Below are 19353 nucleotides of genomic sequence, written 5' to 3' on the forward strand. Positions count from 1 at the left end.
GCCCCTGCCTTCGTCTGTCATGTCACATCCTCATAGTCAAATGGGGCCGACGGAACCGGCCCCTCGTTCTTCCTCGCCCAGCGAGCTGCGTCAGCGCCGTTCGAGCGCGCCCAAGGCCTTCTTGCCCCTACGTACCAGGGCGAAACGGCCGCTTAGGAAGTCTTCATCACCCAGCTGGCGCCCCTGATCATCCACCCGCTCATTGTTCAGGTAGACACCGCCGGACTTAATGGTTTTCCGGGCCTCGGAGACGGAGGCGAACAGTCCTGCGCTCACGGCCGCGTCGACCAAGCGATCGCCGGAAGCGGCCTGAGCGAATGCCTTGCCGCCTTGCCCATCATCCACCATCAGACCTTGCAGGGCCCCTTCGAGCGTTTCCTCATCCAAGTCGGTCAAAGCCGCGCCACGGCCGAACAAAGCACCGGACGCGTCGAAGGCGCCCTGCGCCGCCTTATCGCCATGGACATAGGAGGTGACCTCCCAGGCCAGGACCCTCTGAGCTTCACGGGCCCCAGGATTGCTCTGGACCTCGCCGGCCAAGCGCTCAATCTCGGCCTTAGGCAGGAAGGTGAAAGTCTTCAGAAGCTTGACCACTTCACTATCGGGCTGGTTGAACCAGAATTGGTAGAAGCGGTAAGGGGAGAACATGGTCGGGTCCAACCAGACCGCGTTGCCCTCGGACTTGCCGAACTTCTTGCCCTGGGAGTCGGTGATCAGCGGGCTGGTCATCACTTGCACGGATTCGCCCCGCACCTTGTGAATGAGGTCGAGCCCTGAGGTGAGGTTGCCCCACTGGTCGCTGCCGCCCAGCTGAAGGCGGCAGTCATAGCGGTCGAAGAGCTCCAGGAAGTCGTTGCCCTGCAAGACCTGGTAGCTGAACTCAGTGAAGGAGATGCCCTCGTCGGAGTTGAGCCGACGCGCCACCGTGTCCTTAGCCAGCATGGTGCCCATGCGGAAGTTCTTGCCAACGTCGCGCAGGAAGTCGATAACGCTCATGGAGCCGGTCCACTCATAATTGGACACGAACCTCACCGGGTTGGAGCCCCCAGCTTCGAGGAAACGCCCGATTTGGACCTGGAGGCGCTTGGCCCAACGAGCCACGGTCTCCTTGGGGTTGAGTGTGCGCTCGCCTGACTGCCTGGGGTCGCCAATCAGTCCAGTCGCCCCACCCACCAGGGCTATGGGGCGGTGCCCCGCCGCTTGCATGTGACGCATATTAAGCAGTTGGACCAGGTTGCCCACGTGCAGGGAAGGAGCGGTAGGGTCGAAGCCGCAATAATACGTGACAGGTCCTCCAGCCAAGAGCTCGGCGAGCGCATCCTCATCGGTGCACTGGGCGACCAGCCCTCGCCATGTGAGTTCCTCAAAGAGCGAATCGAAGCCCGCTTCCTTGAAATTGGTGACCTTAGCCATGAGACAACTGCTCCCTATCGACGTGTTCGTATATGAAGTCGGGACAGCCTTATTTTCGCAGATGAGGCCGACACCGCAAGCCTTGCGCGCCTGGCGCCAGGATCAGGTCTCGGGCTTCTCCGCTTGGCTGGATGTCAGATTCAAAAGCCAGGCGCTGCGCTCCTCGGCGGCTGCGTCGTCGGCAGCGATAATCAGGACCGTGTCGTCTCCGGCTATGGTGCCAAGTACCCCGGGCAGGGGCTGCCGGTCGAAGGCGCTGGCCGCGTATTGGGCCGCTCCCGACGGGGTGCGTACCACCAAGAGGTTCCCGGCCCGCTTGACCGAGGTGATCAGCCCGGTCAGTACCCGGGTCAAATACGAATCGGTCTTATTAGGCTCACTGGGCGACCCCATGGACACGGCCGCCGCACCCAACAGGCCCTGGTCGGCCGCATCGGGAATCCAGTAGGCCAGGGCGCCGTCGGGGTACCGAATCTTAGCCGCGCCCAGCTCCTCCAAATCCCGGCTTAAGGTTGCCTGAGTCACTTCAATCCCTTGCAAATTCAAGAGCTTGACTAGCTGCTGCTGGGAAGTGACCTGGCCTTGTTCCACCAGCTGGCGAATCGCGTCCAGCCGGGCCGTTTTGCTTGCAGGTCGCACGCTTGCCTCCTCGTCATGCATGTATTCACTGTACATACCATACCGGTTGACGAATACCTATGCGCCGGCAGCCGAAGCGGCGGAAGCCACAGCAAGGACGTCTCAGGTGGTGAGCTGGTCGCTCGACCCCCCACCTCCCTGACCAGGCATCAGGGACTGCATCATCTGCTGGTAGAAGGCATCGGCGCTCATGCCGGACAGTGCCATCCAAGCCACCAGACAGGTGTAAATCAGGTTGATGACGACCGCCGCCACGGCCAGCCCGAAGCCTTTCATGCGGAAGGTCCTGGTCCGGTAGATGGCGATGCCACCCATCAGGGCCGACAGCAGGGGCACCGGCAGGAAGAGGGCCATGATGAAAGCGATGACCGCATAAGGATCCCAATGACCGTAAGCTGGGTTCTGCGAGGGATCATCAAGGTCGATGCCATTGAGAAAGCGCTTGCCATGGCGCTTCCCCGGGGCGCCTTGCCCCCTTTGCGCGTCCCGCGGCCCCTGGTGGGCCTGCGGCGGCTGACCGGGACGGCCCCCCAAGGCCGCAGGAACGGGCCGCCGATTGTCGGACTCCTGGCCGCCCTGGCTGGACTCGGGCTCAGGCTGACCATAGATGTAAGGGTTCCAGCCTGGGTACTGGCTGGACATAGCGCCGTACTCAGGCTCTACCCTCTGCCCATAGGCAGGCTGGATAGAAGAAGTGGTCTGGCCTTGCGCCTGAGGCTGGCCTTGCTGGCCGCCGCTCTTGTAATCTGTATCCGTGCTGGCTCCTTACGCTCCTCGCATCTTACCGCGCCAGGCGCGGCGGGCGGGGCCGCTCATGCCCTAAGCCGAGCGCCGAGGGCTTCGGTCCTCTCCACAATAGCCGCGCGCACCTTCTCGCTCTCCTGAGAGGTGAGCGTACGGTCGGGCGCGCGGAAGGTGACCGCGAAGGCCAGGGATTTGACCCCCTGCCCGATTTGGTCGCCGGTGAACACGTCGAAGAGCTGAATCGACTCCAGCAAATCGCCAGCCGCTTCCTCAATCGCCTCACTCAACTGGGCGGCGTCGACCGAATCAGGCACCGTGAAAGCCAGGTCCTGCTTGACGGGCGGGAAAGTGGAGATGGGCTTGGCTTGCAGGGGCTTGAAATCCAAGCCCTCGAAGACACCATCCAGGTCCAGCTCGAAAGCCGCCGTGTGCTCCGGCAACCCCAAAGCCTGGTTGACGCGGGGATGAAGCTCACCGACCACGCCTATAGCCCTGCCCTCTGCCACGATCACCTGAGCCACCCGGCCGGGATGCCACTGTTGGGGGGCATCCTCAGCTGCCGGCTGCTCCAGCCGGTAATCGGCTCCCAGGCGGTCCAAGACCCGCCTGGCGGATTCCACCGCGTCGGTCCAGTCCACCGGGCGCTTATCCCCCAGCCAGCCGTCGTTCAAGGCGTTCCCTGTCAGCAGGGCAGCAACATGCAAACGCTGGGTGGGCAGACCTGCATCCAAAGCGCGCAGCTCATCCTCACTAGGCTTGCGGCCGCCAGGCAGGGCCGGAATCGACGGCGCCTGGGGATCCCGCAGATAAATGGAACCCAACTCGAAGAGGCGCACATCCTCGTTGCCCCGACGAATGTTGCGCTGAACCGTATTAGCCAGGGGCAGCAAGAGTTCGCGGCGCAGGTAAGGGCGATCGGCGGCCAGGGGGTTGGCCAGCTCCACGCTGACCTCCCGTAGGTCATCTTCCTCGTAACCGAAGGCCTTGAAATCCTCTGGTCCTACGAAGGGGTAGTTCAGGACCTCAGTCAACCCGTACTCGGCGAGGGTGTCCGCCACCCAGCGCTGGCGGCGCTGCTCCTCAGTCAGCCCCACCCGTCCGGCGACATGCGGGGAGGGCACGCTCACCGGTATCTGGTCGTAGCCCACCAAACGAGCCACCTCCTCCACCAGGTCGCAGGACTGGGTCAGGTCGGGGCGCCAGGAAGGCGGGGTGACCATCAGCCGACCCTCACCCCTGGGCTCCGTCTTGCAACCCACATCAGTCAGGATATCCACGATCCGCTCGACTGGGGCGTCCAAATCGACCAAGCGTTTGACGTCCGCTATGGGGAAGTCGATTCCAGGCAGGTCATGGGTCCGGTCCACGTCCACGGCCACGGCGTCCGGCTGAGCCGAGCCGTATTCGGCCAGCAGATCGGCCACCATTTGCGCAGCGGCGGGTTGCATGCGCCAGTCCACCCCACGTTCGAAACGTTTGGACGCTTCGGAAGGCAGCTTGTGGCGGCGGGCCGTACGGGCGATTGAGACCGTGTCGAAGTGAGCCGCCTCAATCAGGATATTGCGGGTCTCCGCCGTCACTTCGCCGTAGAGACCGCCCATTACCCCAGCCAGGCCCAGCACGCGCGATCCGCGCTTACCCTGCGGGGAGTCGGTGATGAGCAGGTCTTCCGGGTTGAGCTCACGGTCCTTGCCGTCCAGGGTGGTCAGCCGCTCCCCCGCTTTGGCCCGACGCACCACAATCGGGCCCTCGATTTTATCCATATCGTAGGCGTGCAGGGGCTGCCCCAGGTCAAGCATGGCGTAGTTGGTCACGTCCACCGGCAGGGAGATGCAGCGCATGCCGGCGCGAACCAGCCGACGGCGCATCCAGTTGGGAGTGGGCGAACCAGGCTCGTAGCCTCGCACAGCGCGCAGGTAGTAACGATCGCAACCCGGCTGGCCGTGGATGGGCGCCTGGTCGTCGATCTCCACTTGAACCGGAGCCTGAGAAGCGTCGGCATGGGCGCTCAGCTTGGCGTCCAGCTCGGCCACCGGGTCGGTGTAAGCCGCGCCCGTCGAATGGTGGTACTCGCGGGCCACACCCCGGTAGGACAGGGCGTAGCCACGGTCGGGCGTGATGTTGATCTCCAGCACCGGATTGTTCAGGTGCAGGAGCCCCATCGCGTCATCGCCGGGTTGCAGCGCCGCGCACTCCTCCTTGGTAAAACCGTACTTGCGCAAGAGGATGATGCCATCATGGTCCGAGCCCAGCCCCAGCTCGCGCTCGGAAGCGCACATGCCGTCCGAGATATGCCCATAGGTCTTGCGGGGCTCGATGCGGAAATCACCAGGCAGGACGGCACCGGGCAGGGTGACGACGACCTTCTCGCCAGCGGCCATGTTGGGCGCGCCGCAAACGATGCCGCGCGGCACCTTGTTCCCGGCCTCGTCAACCGCGTTGTAAACAGGGCCCACGTCGACCTGGCACCAGTTGATGACCTTGCCGTTTTTCTGGGGTTCGGGTTCGGCGGAGACCACGTAGCCGACCACGATCGGGCCGGTGACGGTGGAGCGGTGAATCTCCTCCTCCTCAAGGCCAACCTTGACGAGGTCCTTGGCCAATTGTTCATAAGTCAGGCCTTCGGGGACCTGCACATGCTCTTTCAACCAATCAATGTCAACCATCGGCATGTCTGAATCACTCCCCCATCACGAATTGGTCGCTGAAGCGCGCATCGCCCTCAACGAGGTCGTGCATATCGTTGATGTCGTGACGCAGGAGCAGGGTGCGCTCCATACCCACGCCAAAAGCGAAGCCCGAGTACCGCTCAGGGTCGATGCCGGCCGAGCGCAGCACGTTCGGGTTGACCATGCCGCAACCGCCCCACTCAATCCAGCCTGGGCCACCCTTCTTGTCGGGGAACCACAGATCCATCTCGGCCGAAGGCTCGGTGAAGGGGAAGTAGGAGGGGCGCAGGCGGGTCTTGGCGCCCTCGCCGAACATGGCCACGGCCAGCTTGTCGAGCACGCCCTTCAAGTCCGCCATCGTCAGGCCCTCGTCCACGGCCAGGGCCTCGCACTGGTGGAAGACCGGGGTGTGAGTGGCGTCCAACTCGTCGGTCCGGAAGACGCGGCCCGGGCTGGCGATGTAGAGCGGCACACCGCGCTCAATCAACCCGCGCACCTGATCGCTGGACGTTTGCGTGCGCAAGACCAGGTTGGAGCCCACGAACCCTGCGGCGTCCTTGGCCTGATTGCCCTTGACGTAGAAGGTGTCCTGCATCTGCCTGGCCGGGTGATCAGGGCCCAGGTTCAGGGCGTCGAAGTTGTACCACTCGCTTTCCACCTCGGGCCCGGAGGAGATCTGCCAGCCCATGGAGACGAAGAAGTCCTCCACGTCCTCCATCAGCTTGGACAAGGGGTGGCGCGCGCCCAGCGGCCGGCGGTCCACCGGCAGGGTCATATCCACCCGCTCGGCCTGCAACTTCCTGTGCTCAGCCTGGGCCTGGAGCCGCTGCTCCTGCAGACCGTAGGCGCGGCCGAAGTCGGCCTTGAGCGTGCCCATCAGCTGACCGGCCGTCTTCTTCTGATCGCCAGGAAGGGAGCCTATCGCCCGGCTGGCCTGCGCCATAGCTGATCCTGGCCCCGCGTACTTGACTTTGAGGGCCTTGAGCTCCTCCAAATCGGAAGCTTCGCGGACCTCCTGGATGCCTTCGGCCACTTCATCGGTCACCGCGGCCGGATCGAATTGCGCATCTGCCAACTTGAGCCCTTCCCCGCAGGGAAAACCCCACGAAAACTGCCGTCATTCCAGTCTTTTCACTGTGGTCACATTCTTTCAAGACGACTCGACATAGCCAGGGCGTAAAGCATGACCGCGGCCGAAGTCGCCAGGTTCAAGGATTCGGCGCGCCCGTAAATCGGAATCGAGACAATCGCGTCGACGCGGGCCAGCACCTCCTCGGGCAACCCCCTGGCCTCATTGCCGAAGAGGACGGCCCGGCCGGCGGCGCCGGAGGGGGACCGCGCCAGGAAGTCAGGCAAGGCTTGGGGCTGACGGCCGTGCGCGCCATAAATGTCCGCGGCGAGCACAGGCAACTCCCAGCCACGGCAGCGAACGAAGAACTCGTCAGTGCTGACAGGCAGCACGGGGATGTGAAAGATGGACCCGGCCGTGGCCCTCAGCACCTTGGGATTGAAGGGGTCCACGCACTCATCCACCAGGAGCGCGGCCTGGCAGCCGGCGGCGTCGGCGGCGCGGATGACGGCACCGGCGTTACCAGGGTCGCGCACCTGCCAAAGCGCTGCGATCAAGGTTTCATTGTCATCGGCGGCCGCTTCTGCGCCCTCCCCCCAATCGGCGGCGAGCGCGTCCAGGTCATCCCGCATGGCCTCCAGGGACCCTACGCCCACGATGCCTTGGGCGTTCTTGGATATGGCCTGCATGACCCTGCTTGTCACATAATGCACGTACACGCCCGGGGCCTGGGAACGCGCCTGGTCGCGAATCGCGGCCACCGCGGGACTGACCGGCTGCAGCCCATCGCCGGGGCCTACCTCTATGTAGAGGTCCATGAGGGCGTCGGGGCGGCAAGCCACGGCCTCGCGTGCGCACTGGGGCCCTTCGATCAGAAAACGCCCGTGGCGCTGGCGTTGGCGGCGGTCGGCCAAATCGTTTACGCGACGGACCCTATCGGAGCGTGGATTATCGATGACTTCGCGGTTTTCGGGCATAGGCCCACTCTAGCGACCGTCCAGGCCAAAGCCGCGCCATGCCACAGCGCTGCCGCATGCAGCGCATGTGGCATACATCACGGAAGAAGCAGGCTCTGCGGTCTTGGCAGGACCCGCCTTTGCTGATAGGCTATAGGGACAAGCCAAATCGACTTGCGTGATACAGACATGCTCTGTCCTATGCGCGTCGAGCGAAGGCGCTCATACGGCGACATCTCAAGAATAAAGGAGGCGTTCATGCCTGTTTATACACTGCCTGATCTGCCATATGATTATTCGGCCCTTGAGCCCTACATCTCCGGCAAGATCATGGAGCTCCATCACGACAAGCATCACCAAGCCTATGTTAATGGCGCGAATCAAGCCCTGGAGCAGATCCACGACGCCGCCGAATCCGGCGACGTGGCCCAGTCCAACCTGCTGGAGAAGAACCTGGCCTTCAACCTGGCCGGGCATAAGAACCACACCATCTTCTGGAAGAACATGGCTCCAGCCAACGATCAAGAGCCTACTGGCGAGCTCAAGGCCGCGATCGAGGAGCAGTTCGGCGGCTTCCAAGGATTCCAGACCTACTTCGAGTCCATGTGCGCAGGCATCCAAGGCTCAGGCTGGGCTGTGCTGGCTTGGGACGCGTTGGGCGAGCGCTTGGTCACTCTGCAGATGTACGACCACCAGGGCAACCTGCCGGTCACCATCTACCCGCTGGTCATGCTCGACCTGTGGGAGCACGCCTACTACCTGGATTACCAGAACGTGCGGGCCGACTACGTCAAAGCCTGGTGGCACATCGTCAACTGGCAGGACGCTTCCAACCGCTTCGACGAGGTGCGCGCCCTGAACACCACCCTGGTCAAATAGGCTCTGTTCAAGCTCAACTGGCAAGGACACGCTGGACTGCCGACCATGTCATTGTCGTAACTTTGGCGAAAGCCCGCCGCCTAGGCCGCAAGGCCTGGGCGGCGGGCTTTCGCCTACCTGGGATCAGCCGCCGAAGAAAGCGAAACTGCCACAGAACCAGGCCAAGGCCAGGCTGACCGCCGGTATGGCCAGGCAGATGGCCAGGAAGGCCCAGTCGCGCGGGTGGACCCGGCTGACCCTGGCATGGGAGCGCGGGCCTGGGCCACCGAAACCGCGCGCCTCCATCGCCTCGGCCAGGGTCGTGGACCGGCGGATCGACAGGACCAGCAGAGCGAACGCCTGGGGCAGGAAGGCTTTGACCTTGTTCTCGTCTCCCAGCCCACGTGAGCGTCGGGAGGCCGTCAGGGCCGCCCAGTCGTCCTGCAGGACCGAGAAGAGGCGCAGACCGGCCAGCCCGCCGTAGACGAAACGGTCGGGCAGGCGCAGGACTTGGCTGAAGGAGTCGGCCAGGTCTGTGGCATCCACCCCCAGCATCACAATGATGGCCGGGATGCCGATGGCCAGGATACGCAAGGCCGTGGCGCCCGCCAGTTGGGCCGAGCGCTCGGTGACGCGCATGAGCCCCCACTGCCAGAGCTGCGCCCCGCCGGACTTGCCATACAGGAGAACGGCGATGGCCGATCCAGGAGCCCCCACGAAGAGGGGCCACGTGGAACGCACGATCCTCCAAGGCGTGAAGCCTGCAGCCGTCAGCAGGACCGCCTCCATCACCAGCGCGGTCAGGGCCGAAACCCAGTCCAGGCTGAAAAGGAGCGGCAGGGCCAGCAGGAAGGCGCCGATCAGACGGATGGAGGGGTTGAGCGAGGCGATGGCGGCCGACCGGGAGGCCGGGCGCGGATCCTCGATCCGCTCGCCCATCGCCTCCACCGGCACGACCACCCCGCCTGGCTCTGCGCCTGGAGCGCTTGAGGCGTTCGAAGGGCCGCCGAACGGCTCCTGAGCGTCGCCCCCTCCTGGGAATCGGTCCAGGTTGCGGGTCGTCCACACGGCGGAATCCCCGCGCGGGCGCAGCTCAATCACCCGGGCGCCCAGGGCCTGGACGAGCTCACGGTCGTGAGTCACCACGATGATCGAAACCCCTTGGGACCTCAGGGCGGCGATCAGCTCGGCCATGCTCGCCCAGGTGGCCCGATCCTGACCGAAGGTGGGCTCATCCAGGATCAGGACGCGGGGGGCGGCCGCCAGGGCCGAGGCCACGGTCAGCCGTCGTTTCTCACCGCCCGAGAGCGTGTAGGGGTTGGCGTGGGCGTACTGGCTCAGGCGGAATCGCTTGAGCAAGGCATGGGCCGTTTTCTCGGCATGCCCTCGATCCAACCCGGAACGCAGCGGAGAAAGCATGACTTCCTCCAGGACCGAGCCCCGGGCGAATTGGTGCTCAGGGTTCTGGAAAACGTAGGAGATGCGGCTGGCCAGGTCGCTGGACCGCCAAGAGCCGGGATCAGGGCTCTGGGGCCCGTCTTCTCCTCGTAGAAGGGCTGATGCCTCCACCTGTCCGGCCACCGGTTCCAGCAACCCAGCCAGGGTCATGGCCAGCGTCGACTTGCCAGCCCCGTTGCCGCCTACCAGGGCGGTGATTTGGCCCGCCCTGAAATCCAGATTGATGCCCTGGGCTATCGCGGCGCCCTTGCGGCCTATGAATAGGCCTTTGGCTGACAGGAGCGGCGGACCGGCACCCTGATCAGCTGGGTATGAAGGCTCCCCCGCCAGGTGAATGGGCTTGACCGCATCCTGGGGCCGGGCATAGCGTTCAGGCACCCAGACGCCGAGTCCGGCAAAATCCAAATCAGCGCGGCCGAATACCTGGCATGGCGAACCGTCGGCCACCACGAGCGTGCGCCTGAAGCCTCTGGCGTCTTCTCCCCCGTCCAGGCCCAACACCACCACACGGTCGATCATGTCGATCCAAGGCTCGGCGCGATGCTCAACCAGGAGCAAGGTCGATCCTCGGCGCTCCAGGACCTGGCGGACCGCGCCCACGACCTGGCCGACGCCCGCTGGATCCAAGTTGGCGGTCGGCTCATCCAAGAGCAGCACGCCCGGTTCCATGGCCAAGGCGCCCGCCAGGGCCAGCCGCTGCATCTGCCCGCCACTCAAGTGGGTGACCGACCGGTGGAGCTGGAGGTCCTCCAGGCCTACGGCCGCCATGCTGTTTTGCACACGCGACCATATGCGCTCCCGGGGCAGGTTCATGTTCTCGGGACCGAACGCCACATTATCGCCGACCCTCTGGAAGACGGCCTGGGCATCTGGGTCCTGCAGGACCAAACCCACTCGGCCCCGGCCCTGGTCAGCGGGCAGGCCATCGATCAGGATCCGACCCTGCCGCAGCCCGCCGTCGCTGTCCTCCACCGCGACCCCTTCGCCCTTCCCGGCATCGCCGCCCGCCCCCAAGAGCCCAGCGGCGCCCTGGAGGAGGGTGGACTTACCGATGCCGGAGGCTCCCAGGAGAAGGACCCGCTGGCCGGCCGGGATCTTGAGATTAAAATCCTGGACGGAGAAGTAGGAGCGCGAGGCATGCTTATACCCCCATCCCCGGAATTCCAAGGATGCTGGCTGGCCCAGGGGGGCGAGTTTGGCGCTCATGGCTCCGCCTCCTGCCGGGTCACCGACGGTCCGAGCGCGCCAGGCGGCCGGACTCGAACCGGTCCAAAGCGCCGGTATGGGCGATCGCCAGGTAAAGGCGCCAAACCAGGAATCCCGCGAAGAGCAGGCCCGAAGCGAGCGTCGTCAGGAAGCAGACCAGGCCGTAGGGCCCGGTGAGTGAGATGGCCTGCAGGTTGGTCAGGAAGACGTACAGCCAGCAGCCGACAGCCGAAAGGGCGCCGGAGAGCAGGGTGGTGGCCAGGTTCCAGACCCGGTAGGCGAAGAAAAGGAAGGCCAGCTCGGCCATGATCCCTTGCAGCAGGCCGATAAGGAAGGTTTCAACCGGCACCCATTGGCTGCCCAGCAAGGCTTCCAGCACGGCCGCGACGACCTCCGCGTACACGCCGGCGCCGGGCTTGCGGACGATGACCAAGGCCAGGGGTCCAGCGAAGAGCCAAAGGCCGTTGAACACCCCAGCCAGGCCAGGAACGATCCCCTCCAGGATCGGGGTGGGGGCCGCCACAAGCATGGCCACCAGCCAGTAAATCAAGGCCGAAGCCACGCCGATGACCGAGGCCACCGCTATATCGGCCACCCGCCAGCGGAAACGACCCGTACGACTTGGGGTTGAGGAAGTCGGGGGCTCTCCCCCGTTTGAATACGCTTGCGCCATGATATGTGCCTTTCGTCGTATCGCTCCGCCGTTCGCGGCGCGCATGCTAATAAGGCACGGGAAAGTGACATCCGTGCGCCGGCATTACCCGGTATACGTTCGTCCGGTTGAGGCTGGGCCTCATCTCAGCCGCACGCCGCCGCACCCGCAGGTCCGGTAGCACGCAGCCCCCGTGTCAGCTCCCATACTAGGGCGCGGGCTTGTCAAACGGGGGCTGTGCGCAGGTCGTGCGTTCAGGCTTCGGTTTGGGCCAATTTATCCAGGATCAAGGCCTCGGTGACGATGTTCTTCTTCAGCTCGCTAAGGCTGATGGACTCGTTCGGGCTATGGGCGTTGGCCTGTGGGTCCTCCGGTCCAGTGACCAGGACATCGGCGGCCGGGAAGATGCGCTTGAGCTCAGGGATGAAGGGGATGGAGCCGCCCTCGCCCTTGTTGACCGGGGGAACGCCGAATGCCTCCTCCATAGCCTCCTCGGCAATCTTGACCGCGGCCGAATCGGCGTCCATGGCCCAGCCCATGCCCGCGTCGACTTGCTCGACGCTCACCTGGGCGCCGAAGGGGGCGTGGGAAACCAGGAAGTCAGTCAAAGCCTGCGCGGCCTCGGCCGGCTCCTGGGTGGGGGCAGTACGCAAGGAGATGCGGAAGCGGGCCGTGTCCGCGATCACATTGAAGGAGCCATCAACCGGATGGGCGTCGAATCCGATGACCGAGGCCGAGGGCTTGGTCCACAGGCGGGAGGCCAGGGAACCGGTGCCAGCCAGCTGGTAGGAGTCCACAATGCCGGCGTCGGCGCGCACCTGGGACTCGTCCATGTCGCGCTGCAATCCGCCGATTGGTTGGTCGGCCTTGACTCCCGGCACCGCCAGGTCGCCCTGCTCGTCGTACATGGAGGCGATCAGCATGGCCGCCAGCGTATTGGCGTCCAGGACAGGCCCGCCGAACTGACCGGAGTGGACCGGGTGCTCCAAAACCTTGAGCGAGACGTCCAAGTCCAGGTTTCCGCGCAGGGAGGTGGTCAGACTGGGCAGGTCGGGGGCCCAGTTGCCGGAATCGGCCACGATGATCACATCGGACTCGAATTCGCCGCGGTGGGCTTCGATGAAGGGGATGAAGGAGGGCGAGCCCATCTCTTCCTCGCCTTCGATGAAGACCTTGATGTTGACTTTCAAATCCTCGCCCAAAGCTTTGAGAGCGCCGGAGTGGATGGCGATGCCGCCGCCGTCGTCAGCCGCGCCCCGTCCGTAGAGCCGGTCGCCCCGCTCGCTGGCGGTGAAGGGGTCGGTCAGCCACTGGCCGTTGTCAGGGGCCGGCTGCACATCGTGGTGGGCGTAGAGCAGGACGGTGGGGGCTTCCGGGTCCACCATCTTGGAACCGACCACTTCGAAGGCGCCAGGGGTGCCGTCGGCGTTGCTGGCCTGCACCACGTGGGCATCCACGCCCAGCTGGCTGAGCTCCTGGGCAACGAACTGGGCCGATCGCTTCATGTGCTCGCCGGTGATGCCCTCGGCCGAGACCGAGCGCAGGGCCACTTTTTGGCTGAGCAGCTCCACAATCCTGGTCCAATCAACCTCGACCCGATCCCGGAGATCCTGCGCGCTTAGGGTTGCCATGACCGCCTCCTGCAAATAAGTGCCGGGCAAGCCCCTGGCGCCCACCCGCGTCTAGACTTCACCGTAACCTGTTCGCATGACATGGAAGCTATTCAAGGGCCGTGATTCCGACGATTCCACAGAAGAGTCAAGCCCCTCAGACCAGGACGGCGCGAATCAGACCGAAGGCAAAGGCAAGCCCACTCCTAAGCGTCGGCAGGCCGAACAGCGCAACTTGCGCCCCTTGGTCCCCAAAGACCGCAAGGCCAGCCGAAAAGCCGAAAAAGCGCGGCTGCGGGCCAGGGAGGACGCCGAATACGAGGCCATGCGCACCGGCGATGTCGCCCACATGCCCAAGGCCGAGCGCCTGCCCTGGCGCATCTACATCCGCGACTATGTGGACGCCCGCTTCGGCGTCGCCGAGTTCATGATGCCTGCCATCATCTTCTTCTTCATAATCACGATGGTCGCGCTGATGGCCTGGCCTCAGCTCTACACAGCCTCCATGATCGTCATGTACGCCTACATCATCGCAGTCATCCTCGATTTGTTCGTCATGTGGCGCAAGCTCAAGAGGCGGCTGATTGACAAGTTCGGCGAGCGCGCCGTGGCCAAAGGCTCTCGCTCCGCCTCCTACGCTTGCATGCGCGCCTGGCAGTTCCGACGCTGGCGGGTCCCCAAGCCCCGCTACCCCACGCGCGGCCACTGGCCTGAGTGACCCCAACCCGCTGGCCCTGGCCTCAAGCCCCGTCGCAAGCCCGGAGCGCAACCCTGGACCAGTCCGTGGAGGACGGCCTATGATGAACGCATGGACGCACAAGCGGAGCACAAGCAGTCAGCCACTGGCGATCAGGACGGCGAGGACGCCTTCGACCTGGTCATCCTAGGGTCCGGGCCCGGCGGCTATGCCACAGCCCTGCGGTCAGCCCAGTTGGGCGCAAGCGTGGCCTTGGTCGAGCGGGACCCGGTGGTCGGCGGCACCTGCCTGAACCGAGGGTGCATCCCCACCAAGGCCCTGGTCACCGCCACCGATGCCATCGCCGAAGCTGCGCACGCCAGACAGATAGGCGTCCATGTGGAGTATCGGGGCATCGACTACCCCCAGCTCAACGCCTTCAAACAAGGCAGCGTGGATGCCATGACCGGTGGGCTGAGCCAGCTCCTGAACCAACGAGGCGTGAGCGTCATCCATGGTTCAGGCGCCCTGATCGCCCCCGACGCGGTCGAGGTCAGCTGCCAGGACGGGCCCAAACGTCGCTTGAGCGCGCGAAACGTCGTCATCGCCACCGGCTCGCGTCCCACCCCCCTGGCTGGAATCCCCTTCTCCGGCGACGTTTTGGATTCGGACCGGGCTCTGGCCCTGGAGCGTTTCCCTGAACGCCCAGTCATCATCGGTGCCGGCGCCGTGGCCGTGGAATTCGCCTCCATATGGCAGGCCGCAGGCGCCCAGACGACCCTGATTATTCGCCGGGACCGGGTCCTGTCAGGCTGGGAGCGCCGCATCGGCTCCACGCTGACCCGAGAACTCAAACGCCAGGGCATCCGGGTCGTCACAGGCTCCCAATGCGCCTCCATCAACCCGGATCCCCAAGGCGGCTTAGCCATCAGCTCCAAGCCTTCGGACGCCGCTGCCGGGCAGGGCGAGTCGGAGATCATCAAGGCCGACAAGGCCCTCCTGGCCATAGGGCGCAGCCCGAACACGGACGCCCCCTGGTTCGCCGAACAGGGCATCGAACTGACCGAGCGCGGCTTGGTCGCCACAGATCCCTGGGGACGCACCACGGTTCCCGGCGTCTGGGCCTTGGGGGACATCACCCCCGGCCTGCACTTCGCCCACCGGGCCTTCGAGCAGGGCATCGTCATCGCCGAAGCCATCGCAGGGCTGGACCCTGAACCGGTGGACGAGGCCACAATTCCTCAGGTGGTCTTCTCCCACCCCCAGGCCGCCTGCGTGGGCTACACCCGTCAACAGGCGAAGGACAGCGGTCGTTTCACGGACGTAAGGGAGACCCCCTACCCTATGCTGGCCAACGCTCGGATGCATATGAGCGGCCAAGCCGGCGCGCTCTCCCTGATCACCGCCCGACCCATGGACGCCGCCGACCAGGGGATTCAGGCCGAGCCGGTCGTCGTCGGGGTCCATATGGTCTCCCCCATAGCCACGGAGCTGATCGCCGAGGCCGAGCAGCTGGTGGGCGCCCGGACGCCTGTCAGCCAGGCCGCCCGGCTGGTCCACCCCCACCCCACCTTCAGCGAGACTCTGGGCGAAGCCATGCTCAAGGCCGATGGACGGCCCCTGCACATGCGGTAGACTAGTCTCCTGAATGAAACCCTGACGATATGACGAGGATGGCATGGCGCGAGACACGAAGAAGAAGGACAAAAAAAAGAAGACCGGCACGGTTGCCCAGATTCGGCAGATTTTCGCTTTCACCTACAACGACGATAAAGCGCTGCCCTGGTATTTAGCCGCCGCTTTCCTCCTACCCGTGCTGGTCGCCCTCGTCGGCTGTCTGATTTTCAAGGTTGGCTGGCTCTCGTGGACCTTGACCATGCTCCTGGGCGTCATGCTGGGCGTTCTGCTGGCCACAATCACGCTGACCCGCCGCTCGGACCGCGTAGGGTACCGGCAAATGGATGGGCGTCCCGGCGCTGCCGGAGCCATCCTGGCCAACATCTCCAAGGCCGGTTTCTCCTTCTCCCAGGACCCCATTTGGATCGACCCCAAGACCAAGGACGCGATTTGGCGGGGCTGCGGCCGCACCGGCGTCTACCTGGTGGGCGAGGGCGACTACGGCCGGGTCATGAGGGCCATGGGCCGTGAAGAGGACAAGGTCAAGCGGATCACCCAAGGCTCGGCCATCCCGATTTACAAGGTATCCGTCGGCCACGGCGACAAGCAAGTGCCCCTGGAGAAATTGCAGAAGGCCATCCTGCGCAAAAAGGCCAAGCTGACCGCGGAGGAGCTCAACCAGCTCAAAGCCCGACTGAACACCTTGCAGTTGCGCCAATCCTCGCTGAACATGCCCAAGGGGATGGACCCGACCAAGGTCCACGTCTCGCGCAGGGCCCTGCGCGGTAAGTAAAGCCGGCCCTCCCCATCTTGGCCAGCGTCAGGGCCGCGTGCCTGGAAACATCCCCGTAACCTCCTGTTCGCGTGTGCGCGTGGACCGCGCTCCTAGACTGTTGGCTATTGCGTTTCGCTACGAAAGGAGCGGTCAGATGACCGAGCTGAAGACGAAGGAAGATTGTCAGGCGCTCATCGATCAGGAGGGCGTGGAGTACGTTTCAATCTGCTTCACTGATTTGATAGGCGTGCTCCAGCACATCACGGTGCCGGCCAGCGAGTTCATCGACAACGCCTTCACCGATGGCATGGCTTTCGATGGCTCTTCGATCGCGGGCTTCCAGGCCATCAACGAATCGGACATGAAGCTGGTGCCCGACCCTGAGACCGCGTACATCGACCCCTTTCGCAAGCACAAGACCATGAACGTGGTCTTTTCGATCGTCGATCCGGTCACCGATGAGCCATACTCGCGCGACCCCAGGCAGACCGCCTCCAAGGCGGAGGCCTACCTCAGGTCCACCGGCATAGCGGACACCGCCTCCTTCGCCCCCGAAGCCGAGTTCTTCCTTTTCGACAAGGTGCGCTACGAGAACTCCATGCGCCGCTCCTTCTACGAGGTGGACTCCATCGAGGCCCCCTGGAACTCCGGTCTGGACACCGAGGCTGACGGCTCGGCCAACATCGGCTTCAAGAACAAGGTCAAGGGTGGCTACTTCCCCCTGCCACCCACCGACCACTACCAGGACCTGCGAGACGACATGGTCGCCAACCTCCAGCAAGTGGGGCTGATCCTGGAGCGTTCCCACCACGAGGTGGGCGGCGCCGGCCAGCAGGAGATCAACTACCGATACAACACGCTGACCCGCGCGGCCGACGACCTGATGAAGTACAAATACGTGGTTCACGAGACGGCGGCCATGAACGGCAAAGCCGCCACTTTCATGCCCAAGCCGATAGCCGGTGACAATGGCACCGGCATGCACTGCCACCAGTCCCTCTGGCGTTCCGGCTCCCCCCTCTTCTACGACGAGAAGGGCTACGGCGGCCTGTCCGACATCGCCCGTTGGTACGTGGGAGGGCTTATCGCCCACTCCTCCTCGGTGCTGGCCTTCACGAACCCCACCTTGAACTCTTACAAGCGCCTGGTGCCAGGCTACGAGGCCCCGGTCAACCTCGTCTATTCCGCCCGGAACCGTTCGGCGGCCATCAGGATCCCACTGGCCGGCACCTCGCCAGCGGCCAAGCGCATTGAATTCCGCGCCCCCGACCCCTCATGCAACCCCTACCTGGCCTTCTCCGCCCAGCTGATGGCTGGTATCGACGGCATCCTGAACCATACCGAGCCTCCGGAGCCGATTGACAAGGACCTGTATGAACTGCCTCCAGAGGAGCACGACCGAATCAAGCAGGTGCCTGCTTCCTTGGACGAAGCCCTGGACGCCTTGGAGGAGGACCACGACTTCCTGACCGAGGGTGACGTGTTCACCGAGGACCTGATTGAGACATGGTTGGATTTGAAGCGCGGCGAGATCGACCGGTCGCGTCTGGCCCCCACCCCACTGGAGTATGAGCTCTATTTCCACATTTAAAACAGATTCGCGGTAAGTCAACCCCCAGTCCGGCGATCGGGGGTTTCTTGTAGTCTCGAAAGTAAGGGAGGATGACGCGCATGCGCTGGCTGAGGGAATTCATGAGTCTGCCGGTCTACCTGCGCTCCATGCTCATCGTCGACCTGGTCTGCAGCATCGGTTCGGGCCTGGTTTGGGCCATCGAACTGCTGTTCGCCACCCATTCCCTGGGTGCGAGCATGAGCCAAGCTCCGCTGACCGTGACTTGCAGCGCCATCGGCGCCCTAATCGCCAACCCCATCGTCGGCTGGCTGTCCGATAAGCGCTCGGCCTGGACCGCCATGTACCTGACCATGGCCCTGGCCATCACCGGTTCGATCGCCTTCTGCCTCTCACAAACCTTCGCTTTCGCACTGATCGCCTCCTTCATCTCAGGCCTAGGCGTCAGCCAGGCGACGGCCTGGACGAGCATTCTGACCCACATCTCCAGCGAGGCCGACCACTCAATCGTCTACGGCATCAACCAGGCGGAGATGAACCTGGGTGTAGGTCTGGGCGCGGCCCTGGGCGGGCTGATAGCCGCCAACGGCTCGGACATGCTTTACAGGCTGAGCTTCGCCGGCCGAGCCCTCGGTTTCGCGTTCATGGTGGTGGCGCTGGTCATTTTGGAACACCGCTACCAGCTGCGCGCCTTGACCGCCAGCAGGATGGTGCGGTCGGAGCAAGTGACGCTGCCCAACTCATCCGTCCCGTCCAGCGGGTCCAAGTCCCCAGCCCCCGGAACGGGCCCCTTGCCCCAGCTCCTGCTGACGATGGGGATGCTGACCATGGCAGCCCTGTTCATGAATATTTTCGGCTACTCCCAGATCGACGCTGGACTGGTCACCACAATCATTTCGGATTCCCAAATACCGGCTTGGTCCCTGGCTTTGGTGGATGTTGTCAACACTTCGGCCGTGGTGATTTTCAACGTAATCCTCCTGCCCCGGCTCAAGAGCAAGAACCACGTCGCCCTCCTGCGCGCGGTCCCACTGTGCTGGGCTGGGGCCTGGCTCCTGGTCGACTTCGGACTGAGCCGGAACACCGCAGCCTCCGCCTTGCTCATCGCCTGCCTGGGTGTCTCGGTCTTCGGCATGGGTGAGGTCCTGCTAGGCATCTCCCAGCCCGTGGTGGCGGCCAAGCTGGGTGGCCCGCGCTTCAGCGGCCGTCTGTTCGGCATCCTCAACACCGCCCAGGCGGTCGGTTACATCGTAGGTCCCGCCCTCGCCTCATTGATCCTGCGCTTCCACGCCCCCTTGCCCTTGCTCACCATCTGCGCGATCGCCCTGCTGATTTTCTCCATGCCCTGGCTCATGGCCCTGCGCGTATCTGCCGATCCCCCCGTCCAGGACGGCGCGCCAACCATGTAAAGCCCATTCCAGCGCTTATGCCGCACCTTCCC

15 protein-coding genes are annotated in these 19353 nt (G+C 64.3%); 6 read left to right on the forward strand and 9 right to left on the reverse strand.

The window, feature by feature from the left end; genetic code table 11:
* Positions 1 to 90 precede the first annotated feature (90 nt).
* The 6 genes from tyrS to AB656_RS03255 form a co-directional block, all read right to left on the reverse strand.
* Positions 91 to 1413: a tyrosine--tRNA ligase gene (gene tyrS / locus AB656_RS03230; RefSeq protein ID WP_033503787.1), complete on the reverse strand. Its 1323-nt coding sequence runs from the start codon at positions 1411 to 1413 to the stop codon at positions 91 to 93.
* Between the two features lie 102 nt (positions 1414 to 1515).
* Complete coding sequence (locus AB656_RS03235; RefSeq protein ID WP_033503846.1) at positions 1516 to 2073, reverse strand: arginine repressor; 558 nt, start codon at positions 2071 to 2073, stop codon at positions 1516 to 1518.
* A gap of 81 nt (positions 2074 to 2154) precedes the next feature.
* Positions 2155 to 2694: a hypothetical protein gene (locus AB656_RS03240; RefSeq protein WP_236681905.1), complete on the reverse strand. Its 540-nt coding sequence runs from the start codon at positions 2692 to 2694 to the stop codon at positions 2155 to 2157.
* Between the two features lie 170 nt (positions 2695 to 2864).
* Positions 2865 to 5468 carry a phenylalanine--tRNA ligase subunit beta gene (gene pheT, locus AB656_RS03245; RefSeq protein WP_033503785.1) on the reverse strand — a complete coding sequence of 868 codons (2604 nt, stop codon included), beginning with the start codon at positions 5466 to 5468 and terminating at the stop codon, positions 2865 to 2867.
* Between the two features lie 7 nt (positions 5469 to 5475).
* Positions 5476 to 6540, reverse strand: coding sequence for a phenylalanine--tRNA ligase subunit alpha (gene pheS / locus AB656_RS03250; protein ID WP_033503784.1), 1065 nt, complete (start codon positions 6538 to 6540; stop codon positions 5476 to 5478).
* Positions 6541 to 6605: 65 nt separating this feature from the next.
* On the reverse strand, positions 6606 to 7511 hold the full coding sequence (locus AB656_RS03255) for a TrmH family RNA methyltransferase (protein WP_033503783.1): 906 nt from the start codon (positions 7509 to 7511) through the stop codon (positions 6606 to 6608).
* A 237-nt stretch (positions 7512 to 7748) separates the two neighbouring features.
* Between AB656_RS03255 and AB656_RS03260 the strand changes: the two genes are divergently transcribed.
* Positions 7749 to 8369: a superoxide dismutase gene (locus AB656_RS03260; RefSeq protein ID WP_033503782.1), complete on the forward strand. Its 621-nt coding sequence runs from the start codon at positions 7749 to 7751 to the stop codon at positions 8367 to 8369.
* Between the two features lie 123 nt (positions 8370 to 8492).
* On the opposite strand, the gene AB656_RS03265 is transcribed toward AB656_RS03260, so the two are convergent.
* The 3 genes from AB656_RS03265 to AB656_RS03275 all read right to left on the reverse strand — a co-directional run bounded on the left by AB656_RS03265 (position 8493) and on the right by AB656_RS03275 (position 13295).
* Positions 8493 to 11012, reverse strand: coding sequence for an ATP-binding cassette domain-containing protein (locus AB656_RS03265; RefSeq protein WP_033503781.1), 2520 nt, complete (start codon positions 11010 to 11012; stop codon positions 8493 to 8495).
* Positions 11013 to 11031: 19 nt separating this feature from the next.
* On the reverse strand, positions 11032 to 11685 hold the full coding sequence (locus tag AB656_RS03270) for an ECF transporter S component (protein WP_081924861.1): 654 nt from the start codon (positions 11683 to 11685) through the stop codon (positions 11032 to 11034).
* Positions 11686 to 11918: 233 nt separating this feature from the next.
* Entirely contained in the window at positions 11919 to 13295 is a 1377-nt protein-coding gene (locus AB656_RS03275; protein WP_033503779.1) for a dipeptidase, read from the reverse strand.
* A 76-nt stretch (positions 13296 to 13371) separates the two neighbouring features.
* Between AB656_RS03275 and AB656_RS03280 the strand changes: the two genes are divergently transcribed.
* From AB656_RS03280 to AB656_RS03300, 5 genes are all read left to right on the forward strand, one after another.
* Positions 13372 to 13992 (forward strand): DUF3043 domain-containing protein, encoded by a 621-nt coding sequence (locus tag AB656_RS03280; protein ID WP_033503778.1) that lies wholly within the window; start codon positions 13372 to 13374, stop codon positions 13990 to 13992.
* A 90-nt stretch (positions 13993 to 14082) separates the two neighbouring features.
* Complete coding sequence (locus AB656_RS03285; RefSeq protein ID WP_052122808.1) at positions 14083 to 15585, forward strand: FAD-dependent oxidoreductase; 1503 nt, start codon at positions 14083 to 14085, stop codon at positions 15583 to 15585.
* A gap of 43 nt (positions 15586 to 15628) precedes the next feature.
* Positions 15629 to 16360 (forward strand): DUF4191 domain-containing protein, encoded by a 732-nt coding sequence (locus tag AB656_RS03290; RefSeq protein WP_033503777.1) that lies wholly within the window; start codon positions 15629 to 15631, stop codon positions 16358 to 16360.
* A 136-nt stretch (positions 16361 to 16496) separates the two neighbouring features.
* A complete protein-coding gene (glnA, locus tag AB656_RS03295; RefSeq protein ID WP_033503776.1) occupies positions 16497 to 17933 on the forward strand; it encodes a type I glutamate--ammonia ligase in 1437 nt (478 codons plus the stop codon).
* A gap of 80 nt (positions 17934 to 18013) precedes the next feature.
* The gene (locus AB656_RS03300) at positions 18014 to 19321 is read left to right on the forward strand and encodes an MFS transporter (RefSeq protein WP_033503775.1); all 1308 of its coding nucleotides are present in this window, start codon (positions 18014 to 18016) and stop codon (positions 19319 to 19321) included.
* Positions 19322 to 19353: the final 32 nt, after the last annotated feature.

Source organism: Bifidobacterium actinocoloniiforme DSM 22766, assembly GCF_001263395.1.
Taxonomy (GTDB): Bacteria; Actinomycetota; Actinomycetes; order Actinomycetales; family Bifidobacteriaceae; genus Bombiscardovia; species Bombiscardovia actinocoloniiformis.

Coding starts and splice junctions, on each gene's coding strand:
- tyrS (WP_033503787.1), bottom strand. CDS start 1,413: ATGGCTAAGGTCACCAATTTCAAGGAAGCGGGCTTCGATTCGCTCTTT.
- AB656_RS03235 (WP_033503846.1), bottom strand. CDS start 2,073: ATGCATGACGAGGAGGCAAGCGTGCGACCTGCAAGCAAAACGGCCCGG.
- AB656_RS03240 (WP_236681905.1), bottom strand. CDS start 2,694: ATGTCCAGCCAGTACCCAGGCTGGAACCCTTACATCTATGGTCAGCCT.
- pheT (WP_033503785.1), bottom strand. CDS start 5,468: ATGCCGATGGTTGACATTGATTGGTTGAAAGAGCATGTGCAGGTCCCC.
- AB656_RS03255 (WP_033503783.1), bottom strand. CDS start 7,511: ATGCCCGAAAACCGCGAAGTCATCGATAATCCACGCTCCGATAGGGTC.
- AB656_RS03260 (WP_033503782.1), top strand. CDS start 7,749: ATGCCTGTTTATACACTGCCTGATCTGCCATATGATTATTCGGCCCTT.
- AB656_RS03265 (WP_033503781.1), bottom strand. CDS start 11,012: ATGAGCGCCAAACTCGCCCCCCTGGGCCAGCCAGCATCCTTGGAATTC.
- AB656_RS03270 (WP_081924861.1), bottom strand. CDS start 11,685: ATGGCGCAAGCGTATTCAAACGGGGGAGAGCCCCCGACTTCCTCAACC.
- AB656_RS03275 (WP_033503779.1), bottom strand. CDS start 13,295: ATGGCAACCCTAAGCGCGCAGGATCTCCGGGATCGGGTCGAGGTTGAT.
- AB656_RS03280 (WP_033503778.1), top strand. CDS start 13,372: ATGACATGGAAGCTATTCAAGGGCCGTGATTCCGACGATTCCACAGAA.
- AB656_RS03285 (WP_052122808.1), top strand. CDS start 14,083: ATGGACGCACAAGCGGAGCACAAGCAGTCAGCCACTGGCGATCAGGAC.
- AB656_RS03290 (WP_033503777.1), top strand. CDS start 15,629: ATGGCGCGAGACACGAAGAAGAAGGACAAAAAAAAGAAGACCGGCACG.
- glnA (WP_033503776.1), top strand. CDS start 16,497: ATGACCGAGCTGAAGACGAAGGAAGATTGTCAGGCGCTCATCGATCAG.
- AB656_RS03300 (WP_033503775.1), top strand. CDS start 18,014: ATGCGCTGGCTGAGGGAATTCATGAGTCTGCCGGTCTACCTGCGCTCC.